This is a genomic window from Nocardia vinacea NBRC 16497 (assembly GCF_000308835.1).
Lineage (GTDB): Bacteria > Actinomycetota > Actinomycetes > Mycobacteriales > Mycobacteriaceae > Nocardia > Nocardia vinacea.
In genome coordinates, this window is the sequence record NZ_BAGN01000215.1 from 1 (window position 1) to 14,018 (window position 14,018).

Below are 14,018 nucleotides of genomic sequence, written 5' to 3' on the forward strand. Positions count from 1 at the left end.
GCAACATTGCAATGAAATTTGTGGCGCTGTACGGTCGGGGCATGGCTGACACGGCTGGCGCGACGACGCGCACCTACGGCGACGACGCGCATGCGATCAATGCGCGCGATGTCCATTTCGAGTTCGATTCCGTGCCGATGCACTACATCCCCGGCGAGGTGCTGGCCACCCACATCGTCAACGTCATGCATCTGGTGCTGCCCGAGGGTGAGCGGGCGATGGCGCAGGCCCTGTCCGAGGCATTGCCGCATATCCACGACGAGCGGCTGCGGGAGGAGGTGATCGGGTTCGTCGGGCAGGAGACCATGCACGCCAACAGCCATGAGTCCGCACGCATACACCTGCAGTCCATCGGCCTGGACGTGGACTCCTATGTCCGCAAGGTGGCTTGGCTGGTCGACCGCATTCTCGGCGATCACGGCCTGACCGGACGGGCGAAGGACCAGTGGCTCAAGGAACGCCTCGGCCTGTTCGCCGGGATGGAGCACTACACCGCCGTACTCGGCGAATGGCTGCTCAACGCGGACATTCTCGAGGAGAAGGGCATGCATCCGGCCATGCTGGATCTGGTGCGCTGGCACGGTGCGGAGGAGGTCGAGCACCGCAGCGTGGTCTACGACGCGTTCATGTACGTCGACGGTAGTTACGCACGCCGAGCACGGACCGCGATCCTGGCGAGCCTGACCCTGCTGCCGCTGTTCATCGTGTCGACGGCGTACATGTACCGCAAGGATCCGGAGGCCGATAAAGGCAAATTCTGGTTGCGGCAGTTCGCCAGTGCCACCCGCCGCGGCGTGATCCCCAGTTGGACGGTGTTCCTGACCGAAATCCCGCGTTACCTGCGTCCGGGTTTCCATCCAGCACAGCTGGGTCCGATGGACAAAGCGCTGCGGTATCTCGGGCACTCGCCCGCCGCACGGGCGGCGGGTCACTGATGGGCAAGCCGGCCGACGCCACGCCGATGAGTCTGCGGATGCTCGGCGGGATCATGGACGCGTATAAGAGCGTCTTCGTGAAAGGCGGCGCCGCGCCGCTGCTGTCGCGACCGAAGCCGGTGCGGCGCACGGGATTCGAGCTGGATGTGCGCGTCGAGAGCATCGAACGCCAGACAGACGATGTGGTCAGTCTGACGCTGCGTGCGGCGGGTGGCCCGCTGCCGACATGGCGGCCGGGTTCGCACGTGGATGTATTTCTGCCCTCCGGACGGCAGCGGCAGTATTCGCTGTGCGGGGACCCGTCGGATCGCTTCCGCTACCGGATCGCGGTGCGCCTCATCCCGGACGGCGGCGGAGGCTCCCGGGAGGTGCACGAGACGCTGCGCACCGATGATCGGCTGCGAATTCGCGGCCCCCGCAACGCGTTCACCTTCGTCGATGCCCCGTCGTATCTCTTCCTGGCCGGTGGCATCGGCATCACACCGATCCTGCCGATGGTCAAGTCAGCGGGATCCCGTGGTCGACTGGTGTACCTCGGCCGCTCGCGCGACACCATGCCGTTCCTGCACGAGCTGCCCGGGGCGGATATCCGTCCCGACGACGAATTCGGTGTCAGCGATATCGCCGAACTCATTGCTCGTGCCGAACCCGGTGCGGCCGTGTACGTCTGCGGACCGCCGCCGATGCTGGCGGCGGCGCAGCGCTGCATGTTCGAATCGAATCCGACCGGATCGCTGCACACCGAGCGATTCTCGGCGCCACCGGTCACCGATGGCCGCGCATTCGATATCTCCCTCGCGCACACCGGCGGCACCGTTCGCGTCGCCGCGGACGAGACCGCACTGACCGCGCTGCGGCGTCGGCTTCCGGATATCGCCTACTCCTGCCAGCAGGGCTTCTGCGGCACCTGCAAGGTCGGCGTCGCCGCCGGATCGGTCGAGCACCGCGACCGGCTGCTCACCGAATCCGAACGAGCCGACCACATGCTGGCCTGCGTATCGCGCGCCGCCGGCGACACGCTCGTACTCGACCTCTGAACGGCCGGAGACCAACTGATGGCTACATCGATGAAAACCCTTGGGGCAGTGGCAACCTTCGAGGTCCGCAATCCAGCCACCGGCGCAACGGTGGGCCACTATCCGATCCACCGGCAGGCCGAGGTCGACCACGCTGTCGCGATCGCGCACGAAGCGGGAAACTGGTGGGGAGCACTCGGATTCACCGAGCGCAGACGGCGGCTCGACGCCTGGCGCGCCGAAATCGCGCAGGGCCGTGACGAATTGGCCCGGATCATCCATGCCGAGATGGGCAAGCCGGTCTCGGACGCGAAACTCGAGATCGCCATGGCGCTCGAACATCTGCGTTGGGCCGCGCACAACGCAGAACGCGTACTCGGCCGCCGCAGGGTGCGGTCGAGCCTGCTCACTGTCAACCATGCCGCCGAGGTCGAGTACCGGCCCTTCGGCGTGGTCGGGGTGATCGGCCCATGGAACTATCCGGTTTTCACGCCGCTCGGCTCGGTGTCGTTCGCGTTGGCCGCCGGGAACGCCGTGGTGTTCAAGCCGAGCGAATACACGCCCGGCGTGGGTGTCTGGCTCGCCGATGCCTTCGCCCGCACTACTCCGGAGCGACCGGTGCTGCAGGTGGTCACCGGTCTCGGTGAGACCGGAAACGCGCTGTGCCGCAGCAAGGTCGGCAAGATCGGGTTCACCGGTTCCACCGCCACGGGCAAGAAGGTCATGGCGGCCTGCGCCGAGAATCTGACCCCGGTGCTGATGGAGTGCGGTGGCAAAGACGCGCTCATTGTCGATGCCGACGCCGATCTCGACGCTGCCGCCGAGGCCGCGGTGTGGGGCGGGTTGTCCAATGCGGGCCAGACGTGCCTCGGCGTCGAACGCGTCTACGTGCACACCGAGGTGTACGACGCCTTCGTCGCGAAACTGGTGGCGCTCGCGAGCACCATCGACGCCGGTCGACCCGAATCCAAGATCGGACCGATCACCATGCCCAAGCAGCTCGACGTCATCCGACGCCATCTCGAGGACGCGATCACCCGGGGCGCTCGCGTCCTGCTCGGCGGAATCGACACTGTGCCAGGGCAATTCGTGCAGCCCACGATCCTGGCCGATGTACCCGACGACGCCGCGGCCAATACCGAGGAGACCTTCGGCCCGACCCTGACGGTCACCCGCGTACGCGATATGGACGAAGCGATCGAGAAGGTGAACGCGGGCGCGTACGGCTTGGGCGGCACAGTGTTCTCCCGGCACAACGGCCGCGCCATCGCGGATCGCATTCGCGCCGGCGGCGTTTCGATCAACTCGTTCGTCACACATGCCACCATCCCGACGCTGCCGCTCGGCGGAGTCGGCGACTCCGGATTCGGCCGGGTACACGGACCCGATGGGCTCGAGGAATTCGCCTACGCCAAAGCGACCACCAGGCAGCTGTTTCCATCGCCGCTGCCATTGACCACCTTCCGGCGCACCACCCGGATAGACGCGGTGGCAGACCGGCTGGTGGCGCTGCTGCACGCAAGGAGCCGATAGATGAACGCGGAACACACCCATATCGCCGTCGTCGGCGCGGGATTCGGCGGCATCGGGCTCGCGGTGAAACTGCGCGAGGCCGGATTCGAGGATTTCGTCGTCCTGGAACGCGCCGACGATCTGGGCGGAACCTGGCGCGCCAATACCTATCCGGGATGCGCCTGCGACGTACCCTCACAGTTGTACAGCTACTCGTTCGCGCCCAATCCGGACTGGTCGCGCACCTACGGGAAGCAGACCGAGATCCTCGAATACCTCCGTTCGGTGGCCGTCGACCACGATGTGGTCCCTGCCATTCGCTTCGGCACGGAGGTCCTCGACGCCCGCTGGGACGAGACCGCGTCGCTGTGGCGCATCGAGACCACGCAGGGTTCGCGCACCGCGGACTTTCTCGTGTCGGCGACGGGTATCTTCGCCGAGGCGAAGTATCCCGAACTGCCGGGTCTGGACACCTTCGCGGGCACCAGCTTTCACTCACTGCACTGGGACCACGACCACGACCTCACCGGCGAGCGCGTCGCGGTCATCGGCACCGGCGCCTCCGCTGTGCAGTTCGTCCCCGAAATCCAGCCCCGAGTCGGCAAACTGCTGCTGTTCCAACGCTCCGCGCCGTGGATCGTACCGCGCATGGACCGCAGGATACTGCCTGCCGAGCGGTATCTCCTGCGCAACATTCCCTTGGCGCAGAAGGCTGTTCGCGGCCTGTGGTACTCGGCCATCGAGGCTTTCGGATTGATCTCGCTGGTGGACCAGCGCTTCCGGCATCCCTACGAGGGGCTGGCTCGGCTGCAGCTGTTGCGTCAGGTGCGAAACCCGTTGTTGCGCAAGATCTTGACGCCCGACTATGTGATCGGCTGCAAGCGCGCCATCTTCTCCGACGCGTATCTGCCCGCGCTCGATCAGCCCAATGTCGAGGTCGTCACGCAGGGCATCGCCGAGGTGCGTCCACATTCGATCGTGCTGCGCGACGGCACCGAACACGAAGTCGACACCATAATCCACGGCACCGGGTTCACCGCGATCCCGACCGCCTACGAACGACTCATCGGCCGTGACGGGATCTCACTGGCGGAGCTCTACCACAAACAACCGCAGAGCTATCTCGGTGCGGCGGTCGCGGGATTCCCCAATTTCTTCTGCACGCTCGGCCCCTTCGGCGCGGCCGGAAACCAGTCGGCCATCTATATGATCGAATCGCAGATCGCCTATATCGTCGATGCGCTGAAATCGGTGCGCCGCAACGGAGCTCGCCGCGTCGAGGTGCGGCCGGAAGCTCAGGAGGAGTTCCTCGTCGAAATGGCGCGCCGCAGTTCGACCAGTGTCTGGCTCACCGGCGGCTGCACCAGCTACTACACCACACCCGAGGGGCTCAATGCCGGGCTGTATCCGAACTGGAGTTTCGAATACCGCCGTCGCACACGCACTTTCGACGCCGATGCCTATGAGGTGACCGCATGACGATCGGGAGCCGCCCCTACGACGTGGACGGCAAGGTCGTGTTGATCACGGGGGCCGCGCAGGGCATCGGCCGTGAGCTGGCGAATATCCTCCACACACGCGGCGCATCGGTAGTACTGGTCGACATCGACGGGGAGGGCGTCGCCGCGGCCGCGACTGCCCTCGGCCCGCGCGCCCTGCCGCTCGTTGCCGATGTGGCGAATCGAGAAGCCATGCGCCAGGTGATCACAGACACGGTCGATCACTTCGGCTGCCTGAATGTAGTGGTGGCCAATGCCGGTGTGGTGCCGCGCCCCGCCACCCTGCGCACCATCGAGGGCCAGGACTTCGACCGGGTAATCGATATCAACCTGACCGGAGTGTTCAACACCGTGCGCCCGGCACTCGATCACCTTGTCACCGCCCACGGCCATGTCGTGGTGGTGTCCTCGTGCGCAGCCTTCGCGCCGGGGATGGCGGGTGCGCCGTACATGATCAGCAAGGCAGGCGTGGAGCAGCTGGGACGGGCACTGCGTGTGGAGCTTGCACCATTCGGCGCGACCGCCGGAGTCGCCTACTTCGGCATTGTCGACACCGCCATGACCCATACCACCCTCGACGGCGACGACCTCGGTCGCTCCCTCGACGAGCTGCTCCCGTGGCCATTGAACCGACGGATCACCGCGGCACAGGCCGCGCAGGCAGTGGCCGACGGCATCGAACGACGCGCACCGCGCACCATCGCACCCGCGACCGGCTGGAGCGCATACGCGCTGCTACGCGGTGCGGTGAACGTGGTGCTCGACACCCGCCTCACGCGCGACGCGCGCGTGCACGATCTGATGCGCGCGGTGGAAGCGCGGGTTCGGATATGAGCGAGCGAAAAGTCGACACAGCCGCCCCGGCGGTCATGACGGAACCCAGCGCAGGCGAGGCGCGGTCGTGAGCGCCGAACCCGCGTCGCTGCGGGCCAGAGCGCTACGGCAGATCTCGACCCACACCGTGCGTCCGGTGGTGGCCGCCCTCCCGGTCAACGCGCACACGCTACCGGCGGCGCGGATGGTCATCGACCGGGTCATGCGCGCGGTCGCGCCGGTGCTGAACGGCACGGCGATCGAGGCTGTCGAGTACGGTCCGGTGCGCGCCGAGTGGGTGCGGGGTCCGCGTGCGACCCGTGACGACGCCGCCATCCTGTATGTACACGGCGGCGGCTTCGTCGCCGGGTCCGCACGCTCGTATCGCGGTGTCACCTCACGGCTTTCGACCGCGACCCGACTGCCGGTTCTAGCCGTGGACTACCGTCTTGCTCCCGAAAACCCATACTCTGCAGCGGCATCCGATGTCTCGGCCGCCTATCATTTACTGCGCGAACAAGGATTCGCCCCGGACCGGATCGTCATCGCGGGCGACTCCGCGGGCGGCTATCTCGCCACCGATTTCGTGATACGCAGCGCCGATCGCGGCCGCAGCTGCGCGGCGGCCCTGCTGTTGTTCTCCCCCATGGCCGATCTCGCATTGGACCTCGCGCGCGGCGGCGACGGCCGCGATGCCCTGCTCGACCTGGCCACCGCGCACGCCGCCGTCGCCCACCTCGCCGACGCGCCGCGACATCTGCGCCCCGGTTCGGGAACGCCGTTGCCACCCACTCTGATTCACGCCAGCAGGGATGAGCTCTTCGCCGCCGACGCGATCGCACTCGCCGACCGCCTCAGCGCCGCGGGCGCACGCTGTGACCTGCGCTTGTGGCCCCACCAAATGCACGTCTTCCACACCCTCGCGGCGCTGGTGCCCGAATCCCGAACGGCATACCGCGCGTCCGGCCGGTTCGTCATCGAAGCCCTCGAATCACCTGCCGCACAGGCAATCTGAAAGAAGTAACGCTATGCGCTCTGATACCCTCTGCGCCGCCTTCCAGCACATCGCCGCCATCGATCCCGACGCTGTCGCGGTGCGCACCGTAGGCGGCTCCCAGGAACTCACCTGGGGTGAATACGCCGCCCAGGTGCGCCGTATTGCCGCCGGCTTCGCCGCGCTCGGCATCGGCCGCGGTGACACCGTGGCACTGATGATGGGCAACCGGGTGGAGTTCTACCCGATCGACGTCGGCGCACTGCACGCCGGAGCCACGTCCTTCTCGGTCTACAACACACTGCCGGCAGAGGGGATCGCCCATGTGCTGAGCAATGCGGGGGCGTCGGTGGTGGTGTGTGAGGCGCAATACCTCGACCGCATCCGAAGCTCCGGAGCGGCCCCCGCGCACATCGTCGTGCTGGACGGCGACCCGATCGAGGGCACAATGACCCTTCAGGAGCTGCAGACGCTCGGTACCAGCGACTTCGATTTCGAGAAGTCCTGGAAGGAGACGCAGCCCGACGATATCGCCACCCTCATCTATACCTCCGGTACCACCGGCAACCCCAAGGGCGTCGAAACCACGCACGCCAATCTGCTGTTCGAGGCCTATGCGCTGGCCCAGGTGCTGCCGATCGAATTCGGCGACCGGATCACCTCGTTCATGCCCTCGGCCCATATCGCCGACCGGTTGACCGCGCTCTACCTGCAGATAGTGTTCGGCACGCAGGTGACGGTGGTGGCCGAACCCGCGCTCATCGCGGCCGCGCTGCCGGATTGCCGCCCGACCATCTGGGGTGCGGTACCGCGGGTGTGGGAGAAGCTGAAGGCCGCAATAGAACTCGGCGTCGCCAACGAATCCGATGCGGCGCGTGCCGGCGCCCTGCGCTGGGCCCTCGACACCGCACGCAAGCGCATGGACCTAATGCGCGCCGGAGCGCCTGTTCCAGCCGACCTGGCCGCCGAATTCGAGAAGGCCGATGACGCAGTCCTGTCGGCGCTGCGCGCGAAACTCGGTTTCGACGAGCTGAAATGGGCGGTCTCCGGTGCTGCACCGATCCCCGCCGACACCCTCGCATTCTTCGCCGCACTCGGACTACCCATCTCCGAAATCTGGGGCATGTCCGAACTCACCTGCATCGCCAGCGTATCCCGTTACGAGCCAACCGAACTCGGCACCGTTGGGCGTCTCGTACCGGGTATGGCGATGCGGCTCGCGGACGACGGTGAGCTGTTCGTGCGCGGCCCACTGGTCATGAAGGGCTATCGCGGCGAACCGGAGAAAACGGCCGAAGCCATCGATGCCGACGGCTGGCTCGCGACCGGCGATGTGATGACTCGCGACGACAATGGCTGTTTGCGCGTCGTCGACCGCAAGAAAGAACTCATCATCAACGCGTCGGGAAAGAATATGTCTCCCGCCAATATCGAGAACGCGGTACGCGCGGCCTCCGGCCTGATCGGCACCGTCGTCGCCGTCGGCGACGGCCGCCCCTATGTCACCGCCCTCGTGACACTGGATCCGGACACCGCTGCGAGTTTCGCCGCCGAGCACGGACTACCGGTCACTGCCACCGCACTCGTCGAACATCCGGACATCATCGAACGAGTCTGCGCCGCTATCGATTCCGCCAACCAGATCCTGTCCCGCGTCGAGCAGATCAAACGGTTCCGGCTGCTGCCGACCTTCTGGGAACCCGGCGGCGTCGAACTCACCCTCACCATGAAGCTGCGGCGCAAGCCCATCAGCGAGCTGTACGCCGCCGACATCGACCTGCTCTATGCCGACCTGCAGCCCGCCGACGTGCACACCCCGGCCACGAAGGAGACCGTCTCCCGATGACCCGCTGGTTCCCCCTTGCCGACAGCGACGACACTCTCATTCGGAACGGCCCGATCCGCTTCCGCCACAGCGTGATCGTGCCCGCCGAACCCGACCAGGTCTGGCAACTCCTCACCGCCGACGACGCCCTGGTCTCTTGGGCTCGCGGCATCACCGGCGTCGGCTGGATCACCCCGCGCCCCTTCGGTATCGGCACGCGTCGCGAGGTCACTGTCGGCCACGGCGCCGCCGCACTGCGGGAGCGCTTCTAACGCTGGGACGAGAACAAACAGCTGACCTTCACCGTCGGAGGCCGTCACGAGCGTGCTGACGTTCCCCCGTCGTTGTCTCGGGTTTCGATAGCCTTGACGGTCTTGTCGAGGGCCTGTTTCAGGACGCGTTTGCCGACGGTCCCGACCACGACTCCGAGGACTCGTCCCGTGAGGTTCTTGCCCTCGCGCACCACGACGACATCCACATCGGTCTTCCCGTCGGTCCGGCGCGTGAAGGTATAGGTGTGACCCGAGTGGCCGCCCCATACGTTCGAGTCGGTGGTCGTCATGACGACGCGGTCGGGGTTCGACCAGTCGTAGTGCAGGCGTTCCCAGATGCCGTGCGAGCCCTCCGTGACGTCGGCATCACGTCGGCCCCGCTCGTGCACCTCGAGATATTTGTCGGCGCTGTTGCCGAACACTTGCGAGCGGCCCGGCCCGAAATCGGTCAGCGCCGCCACGAACTGCTCCGGTGTCGAGCTCGTGGTCTCCTTGAAGTGGATGGTGGACATCGTTGCTCCTTTGCTCAGGGGTGACGGGTCAGGGTCGCGGTTCGGGCGCCGTGTCCGCAGCAGTCGAGCCCCTGGGCGGCTCGCAGGCCCGTGTTGCTCCCGTCGGCATCGACGGCGCTGGTTCGATCCACGAGGTGAGAACAATCTGAGCGAGGTCCTCCTCGGGGTATTCGCGCCCGCCGTAGAGCACGCCGGCACCAGCCGCTAGCACCGTCCGCCGGAGTCAATTCGGCGAATGATCGCCCTCAACGTGCGCGGTGTTCCTATTCATGAAGCATGAACTTCGGCAGATGCCGGCGCAAGGCCGTCCGCGCGGGCATCGAGCCCAGCACGCGACGAGGCCACCGTCGATGGGTTATCGAGCGAAGAATCTCGTCGCTGACCGCCTCCCAACCAGCTCGACCTCCGCGCATGGCGCAGTCGCCGTCCTGCCGGGCGTGTCGCACGCGGGGTCGGCGGCTCGTCGACGAACGGGCCCCACTCCCACGCGAGGTGATCGTGCCGCGACCCAACGTCCCTCCAAGTGCGCTGAGGGGGCGCGGGCGGCCCGTCGTGCCGGTCAGCGGTCGGCAGTTGTCGAATCGCCTCCCGCGGTACGCACTCCGCGGATCGGGGTCGAGGCGTCGAAGCTGTATCGGAGGCACGGATCCGAATGGCTGCGGGCCGCCGCAACTGCCTCCCTTACACGGTGGAATCGAACTTTACGAGTGCCACTATGGCCCGGAACCGGATGACCGTCATGGGGCGAAAGTCCCCAGCTCGGGTGACCTCGGACCACACTCCCGAGCCACCGGACTCAGTGTGACGCGGCAAGCACCGCATCGGTCGCCGCTGTATCGCCGACCGTAATCCTGATACCCGTGCCGTAATGCTTGACCGCGATGCTCTCCCGCGCGAAAGCCGCACGGAGCCGGTCGATTTCGACGCCACGGCAGCGACCGAGGTACACGAAATTCGCCGCACTTGTCGGCACCGCGAAGCCGAGCGCGCGCAAACCCTCGGTGAGCCGACCGCATTCGCGGGTGATCGCGGCGGTGCGCACCGCCAATTCCGCCTCGGCGTCATAACATGCCCGCACACCGGTCTCGGCCAGCGCGGTCACCCCGAACGGCAACTGCCACCGTCGAATTCGCGCGATCATCGGGACCGCCCCGATCGCATATCCGACCCGCGGCGACGCCAACCCGTGCGCCTTCGAGAAGGTCCGCGTCACAACCAGATTCGGATACCGCGCCAACAGATCGGCCGTGTCCACCCGATCCGCCACGGCGACGAAGTCGATGTACGCCTCGTCGAGCACGACCGTGACCGACGGATCGATCCGATCGAGGAACCCTTCGAGTTCGGCCTGCGCTATGCAGGTGCCGGTCGGATTGTGCGGACTGCACAGCACAACCACCGACGTGCGCGTATCGACGGCATCGACCATGACGTCGAGATCCTGATGACCGTCCGCGGTGAGCGGAATCTGCACTGCTCGACCGCCGATGGTCTCGGTCAGCAACGGAAACCCGTCGAAGGTCGGCGTCGCCATCACGACGCCGTCGCCGGGCGCGACGAACTCCCGCAGGATATACGTGATGACCCCGGTGGCACCCGCACCGACCACCACCTGGTCGGGCGGCACGCCGAGCCGTTCGGCGATCATCCCGGGCAGCCTGCGCGGCAGGTACTCCGGATACCGGTTCGCCGCCATCCGTGCGCCACGCAACGCGGCGTGCACGGATGGTAAAGGGCCATAAGGGTTTTCGTCGAGCGCGAGCCGATGCTCCAGTTCCGAGGTCGGTGACATATCGAATCCCCTCGCTCGATGAGCGCGCCCGCACGACTGATCGTGCGGGCACTCGATTCGAACAGATGCTGTGCGGTCGCTAGAGCACGGCATTCATGATCGTGCCCGCACTGGTGGCGACCGCGCCACCGGCCATCGCACTGGCAATCATCTTCGGCGACTGCAACCCGCCCCCGGACCATTTCTCCCAGGCGAACCGGCCGCCACCGTAGGTAATGGCGGTGACGCCGGACAACTGAATCAGCCAGGTGAAATACCGGCCCATTTGCATCAGTTTGTCCGCCATCGGCGGCGCCTCTGGTTCGGGATTGCTGACCTCGGCTAGCACGGTGTCGTGTAACGCGGCGAGAATCATGCTCACTTTCATGCTCCTTGTCGCATGCCGGTGCTGGGAGAAGAAGAGACTTCACAATGGACCGCTGCAGCGCGTTGACCTCATAGATTCAACCTCATCAAGATCATGTGGTGGAGCCGACACACCGGAATCGATCCCCTAATGCAGTCCGAATCCCAGCCTGCCGGGCGTTCACCACCCCTATCCTGAGCGAGGAAAATTCGACGGAGCGGCCGCCGACCGTGGGCGGCTCGGCGGTTGTGGGCACCCGACGGCCCGCCCCGCCACAGGAGGGAATCGTCATGCCGGATAGCTGGACCGAAACCGCCACCGGATTACCGACCAAAATCGACCCGAGTGTGGCCCATGAAGCTCGTGTTTACGATTATTGGCTCGGCGGAAAGGATAATTACCCGGCCGACCGGGCACTCGGCGATGCGATAGCCACCCATATTCCGGCAATCCGCAGTATGGCCCGCGCCAACCGGGCCTTCCTCGGCCGCGCGGTGCGCTACGTCGTCGACGCGGGCGTCACCCAGTTCCTCGATATCGGCACCGGAATCCCCACCGCGGGCAATACCCACGAAATCGCCCAGAGCATCGCTTCGGACGCGCGCGTGGTCTATGTGGACAACGACCCCATCGTTCTCGCGCACGCGCGGGCACTCATGTCCAGCACCCGCGAGGGCAAAACGGCCTTTATTCACGCGGATCTGCACGATCCGGCCTCGATACTGCGCGATCCGTCCCTGACCGCGACTCTGGACATGAACCGTCCGGTCGCCATCATGCTGGTCGCGATCATGATGTATTTCCGCGACAGCGACGATCCGCACGCCATCATCGAGAATCTGCTGCAATCGGTTCCCGCCGGCAGTTTTATCGTGATCACCCATCCCACGGCCGATTTCGATGCCCGCGCCATGGCCAGGGTGGTGGCCTCGGCCGAATCCGCCGGCATCACCTTCAATCCGCGCAGCCGCGCCGAAACCGAAACTCTGTTCGCCGGAACCGAAATCGTCGAACCGGGCATCGTCCCCGTCGTCACCTGGCATCCGGAGTTGATCGGCGACCTCTCGGGTCGAATGCAAGCCATTCCGGCAGACCCGGAGTCCGCTTGGTACTGGGCGGGCGTGGGCCGCACGACCTGACGTTTGGGTCCGCGACGGTCGGCAACTCCACCCATGAGGTGAGCGATCATGGTCAACGATCTGGAGAAGCGGTGGACGGCGGACGAGCGGACCTTTCGCCGGGTGGCGATCTATGTGGCGGCGGTGCTCGTGGTGGCCGCGTTCGTCTTCGTGATCACCGCGATATGGGCGGCCGACCGGAGGGCCTGCGCGGCCGCGGAGACGATGCTCTGTGACACCGCCGCGAAGACCGCGATCCTGGCCGGACCGACCGTGGTGCTGATGCTCGGCGGCATCTGCGCATTCGTGCAGACCTATCGCGTGTGGCGGCGCGGCCGGAGTTGGCCGATCTGGCAGGGCGCGGGCTGGTTCCTGTTCACCATGATGATCGTCTACCTGGGCATCGGCGGCGGCAGCGTCGCCGGCTGAGGGCAGGCGTCCATCGGGTGTGACGTGAAGCACAGCCAATTTGATTGTGCACAATTTAATTGTCCACTACCGTAATGGACATGACCGATCACCTCACCCTCGACGAGCAGTTGTGCTTCCGGCTGTATGCCGCGTCGCGGGCGATGACGGCGGTCTATCGCCCGAAGCTCGAACGCCTCGGGCTCACCTATCCGCAGTACCTGGTGATGTTGACACTGTGGGAACGGGACGGTCGCAGCGTCGGCGACCTCTGCGAAGCACTGCTACTCGACTCCGGAACGCTGTCGCCGCTGCTCAAGCGGTTGGAGGCGGCAGGCCTGGTCGAACGGCGCCGGGCAGCGGCCGACGAACGTCGCGTCGATGTCCAACTCACCGAACGCGGCCGCGAATTGCGGTCCGAAGCCCGTTGTCTACCAACGGAAATGGGCGAGGCCAGCGGCCTGGCCCCCGACGAATTCATCGCCCTGCGCGAAACCCTTCGGCGACTTGCCGATTCGCTGATGTCCCACCCCTGATCGAAAGAGAGTCAGACATGACCGCCCTGTACACCGCCGAAGCCCTCGCGACCGGCGACGGACGCAACGGCCACGCCCGCACCTCCGACGGCAAGATCGACGTCGCGCTGAACACCCCCAAAGAGATGGGCGGCAGCGGCGTGGGCACCAACCCGGAGCAGCTCTTCGCGGCGGGCTACGCGGCCTGCTTCCACAGCGCACTGCGCCTGGTCGGCAAGCGCGAAGGCGCGAATGTCGACGATTCCGCGGTCGGCGCGAAGGTCGGCATCGGCCCGAACGACGACGGCGGCTTCGAGCTGACCGTCACCCTCGAGATCTCGCTGCCACACCTGTCCCCCGCCGAGGCGCAGACCATCGCCGACAAGGCCCACCAGGTGTGCCCGTACTCGAACGCTACCCGCGGCAATATCGACGTCCAGGTCACCCTCGCTGACGACTGA

The 14,018-nt window shown here is 66.2% G+C and carries 15 protein-coding genes; 12 read left to right on the forward strand and 3 right to left on the reverse strand.

The genetic code is table 11. The features are described 5' to 3' along the window. Positions 1 to 41: 41 nt before the first annotated feature. The 8 genes from ON44_RS29550 (at position 42) to ON44_RS29585 (ending at position 8,866) form a co-directional block, all read left to right on the forward strand. Complete coding sequence (locus ON44_RS29550) at positions 42 to 935, forward strand: metal-dependent hydrolase (protein WP_040696026.1); 894 nt, start codon at positions 42 to 44, stop codon at positions 933 to 935. Further along, positions 935 to 1,972 carry a PDR/VanB family oxidoreductase gene (locus ON44_RS29555; RefSeq protein ID WP_040695919.1) on the forward strand — a complete coding sequence of 346 codons (1,038 nt, stop codon included), beginning with the start codon at positions 935 to 937 and terminating at the stop codon, positions 1,970 to 1,972. Before ON44_RS29550 ends, ON44_RS29555 begins: the two co-directional genes overlap by 1 nt. 30 nt (positions 1,973 to 2,002) lie before the next feature. Continuing rightward, the gene (locus ON44_RS29560; RefSeq protein WP_040696028.1) at positions 2,003 to 3,484 is read left to right on the forward strand and encodes an aldehyde dehydrogenase family protein; all 1,482 of its coding nucleotides are present in this window, start codon (positions 2,003 to 2,005) and stop codon (positions 3,482 to 3,484) included. Next, on the forward strand, positions 3,485 to 4,942 hold the full coding sequence (locus ON44_RS29565) for a flavin-containing monooxygenase (RefSeq protein ID WP_040695921.1): 1,458 nt from the start codon (positions 3,485 to 3,487) through the stop codon (positions 4,940 to 4,942). It abuts the gene before it with no gap. Next, positions 4,939 to 5,796 (forward strand): short-chain dehydrogenase/reductase, encoded by an 858-nt coding sequence (locus tag ON44_RS29570; protein WP_040695923.1) that lies wholly within the window; start codon positions 4,939 to 4,941, stop codon positions 5,794 to 5,796. Before ON44_RS29565 ends, ON44_RS29570 begins: the two co-directional genes overlap by 4 nt. A 67-nt stretch (positions 5,797 to 5,863) precedes the next feature. Further along, positions 5,864 to 6,790: an alpha/beta hydrolase gene (locus tag ON44_RS29575; RefSeq protein ID WP_063721651.1), complete on the forward strand. Its 927-nt coding sequence runs from the start codon at positions 5,864 to 5,866 to the stop codon at positions 6,788 to 6,790. 13 nt (positions 6,791 to 6,803) lie between these two features. After that, a complete protein-coding gene (fadD11, locus tag ON44_RS29580) occupies positions 6,804 to 8,615 on the forward strand; it encodes a fatty acid--CoA ligase FadD11 (RefSeq protein WP_040695925.1) in 1,812 nt (603 codons plus the stop codon). Further along, positions 8,612 to 8,866: an SRPBCC family protein gene (locus ON44_RS29585; RefSeq protein ID WP_051182579.1), complete on the forward strand. Its 255-nt coding sequence runs from the start codon at positions 8,612 to 8,614 to the stop codon at positions 8,864 to 8,866. The genes fadD11 and ON44_RS29585 overlap by 4 nt, the downstream gene beginning before the upstream one ends. 44 nt (positions 8,867 to 8,910) lie before the next feature. Here the strand turns inward: ON44_RS29585 and ON44_RS29590 are convergent, their stop codons facing one another. The 3 genes from ON44_RS29590 to ON44_RS29600 form a co-directional block, all read right to left on the reverse strand. Further along, positions 8,911 to 9,378 carry a hypothetical protein gene (locus ON44_RS29590; RefSeq protein WP_040695927.1) on the reverse strand — a complete coding sequence of 156 codons (468 nt, stop codon included), beginning with the start codon at positions 9,376 to 9,378 and terminating at the stop codon, positions 8,911 to 8,913. A 796-nt stretch (positions 9,379 to 10,174) separates the two neighbouring features. Beyond that, on the reverse strand, positions 10,175 to 11,170 hold the full coding sequence (locus ON44_RS29595; protein WP_040695929.1) for a pyridoxal phosphate-dependent aminotransferase: 996 nt from the start codon (positions 11,168 to 11,170) through the stop codon (positions 10,175 to 10,177). Between the two features lie 79 nt (positions 11,171 to 11,249). Further along, the gene (locus tag ON44_RS29600) at positions 11,250 to 11,525 is read right to left on the reverse strand and encodes a hypothetical protein (protein WP_040696032.1); all 276 of its coding nucleotides are present in this window, start codon (positions 11,523 to 11,525) and stop codon (positions 11,250 to 11,252) included. 281 nt (positions 11,526 to 11,806) lie between these two features. Here ON44_RS29600 and ON44_RS29605 point away from each other — a divergent pair, with 281 nt between their 5' ends. The 4 genes from ON44_RS29605 to ON44_RS29620 all read left to right on the forward strand — a co-directional run bounded on the left by ON44_RS29605 (position 11,807) and on the right by ON44_RS29620 (position 14,018). Beyond that, positions 11,807 to 12,655: an SAM-dependent methyltransferase gene (locus tag ON44_RS29605; protein ID WP_051182590.1), complete on the forward strand. Its 849-nt coding sequence runs from the start codon at positions 11,807 to 11,809 to the stop codon at positions 12,653 to 12,655. Positions 12,656 to 12,703: 48 nt separating this feature from the next. Further along, complete coding sequence (locus tag ON44_RS29610; protein WP_040695932.1) at positions 12,704 to 13,063, forward strand: hypothetical protein; 360 nt, start codon at positions 12,704 to 12,706, stop codon at positions 13,061 to 13,063. Positions 13,064 to 13,143: 80 nt separating this feature from the next. After that, complete coding sequence (locus tag ON44_RS29615) at positions 13,144 to 13,578, forward strand: MarR family winged helix-turn-helix transcriptional regulator (RefSeq protein WP_040696036.1); 435 nt, start codon at positions 13,144 to 13,146, stop codon at positions 13,576 to 13,578. A 17-nt stretch (positions 13,579 to 13,595) separates the two neighbouring features. Continuing rightward, positions 13,596 to 14,018 carry an organic hydroperoxide resistance protein gene (locus ON44_RS29620; protein ID WP_040695933.1) on the forward strand — a complete coding sequence of 141 codons (423 nt, stop codon included), beginning with the start codon at positions 13,596 to 13,598 and terminating at the stop codon, positions 14,016 to 14,018.

What these genes read in the sequence shown, in the direction of transcription:
- ON44_RS29620 (WP_040695933.1), top strand. Translation starts at nt 13,596, where the DNA reads ATGACCGCCCTGTACACCGCCGAAGCCCTCGCGACCGGCGACGGACGC.
- ON44_RS29610 (WP_040695932.1), top strand. Translation starts at nt 12,704, where the DNA reads ATGGTCAACGATCTGGAGAAGCGGTGGACGGCGGACGAGCGGACCTTT.
- ON44_RS29555 (WP_040695919.1), top strand. Translation starts at nt 935, where the DNA reads ATGGGCAAGCCGGCCGACGCCACGCCGATGAGTCTGCGGATGCTCGGC.
- ON44_RS29565 (WP_040695921.1), top strand. Translation starts at nt 3,485, where the DNA reads ATGAACGCGGAACACACCCATATCGCCGTCGTCGGCGCGGGATTCGGC.
- ON44_RS29600 (WP_040696032.1), bottom strand. Translation starts at nt 11,525, where the DNA reads ATGATTCTCGCCGCGTTACACGACACCGTGCTAGCCGAGGTCAGCAAT.
- ON44_RS29560 (WP_040696028.1), top strand. Translation starts at nt 2,003, where the DNA reads ATGAAAACCCTTGGGGCAGTGGCAACCTTCGAGGTCCGCAATCCAGCC.
- ON44_RS29595 (WP_040695929.1), bottom strand. Translation starts at nt 11,170, where the DNA reads ATGTCACCGACCTCGGAACTGGAGCATCGGCTCGCGCTCGACGAAAAC.
- ON44_RS29590 (WP_040695927.1), bottom strand. Translation starts at nt 9,378, where the DNA reads ATGTCCACCATCCACTTCAAGGAGACCACGAGCTCGACACCGGAGCAG.
- ON44_RS29570 (WP_040695923.1), top strand. Translation starts at nt 4,939, where the DNA reads ATGACGATCGGGAGCCGCCCCTACGACGTGGACGGCAAGGTCGTGTTG.
- ON44_RS29605 (WP_051182590.1), top strand. Translation starts at nt 11,807, where the DNA reads ATGCCGGATAGCTGGACCGAAACCGCCACCGGATTACCGACCAAAATC.
- ON44_RS29615 (WP_040696036.1), top strand. Translation starts at nt 13,144, where the DNA reads ATGACCGATCACCTCACCCTCGACGAGCAGTTGTGCTTCCGGCTGTAT.
- fadD11 (WP_040695925.1), top strand. Translation starts at nt 6,804, where the DNA reads ATGCGCTCTGATACCCTCTGCGCCGCCTTCCAGCACATCGCCGCCATC.
- ON44_RS29550 (WP_040696026.1), top strand. Translation starts at nt 42, where the DNA reads ATGGCTGACACGGCTGGCGCGACGACGCGCACCTACGGCGACGACGCG.
- ON44_RS29585 (WP_051182579.1), top strand. Translation starts at nt 8,612, where the DNA reads ATGACCCGCTGGTTCCCCCTTGCCGACAGCGACGACACTCTCATTCGG.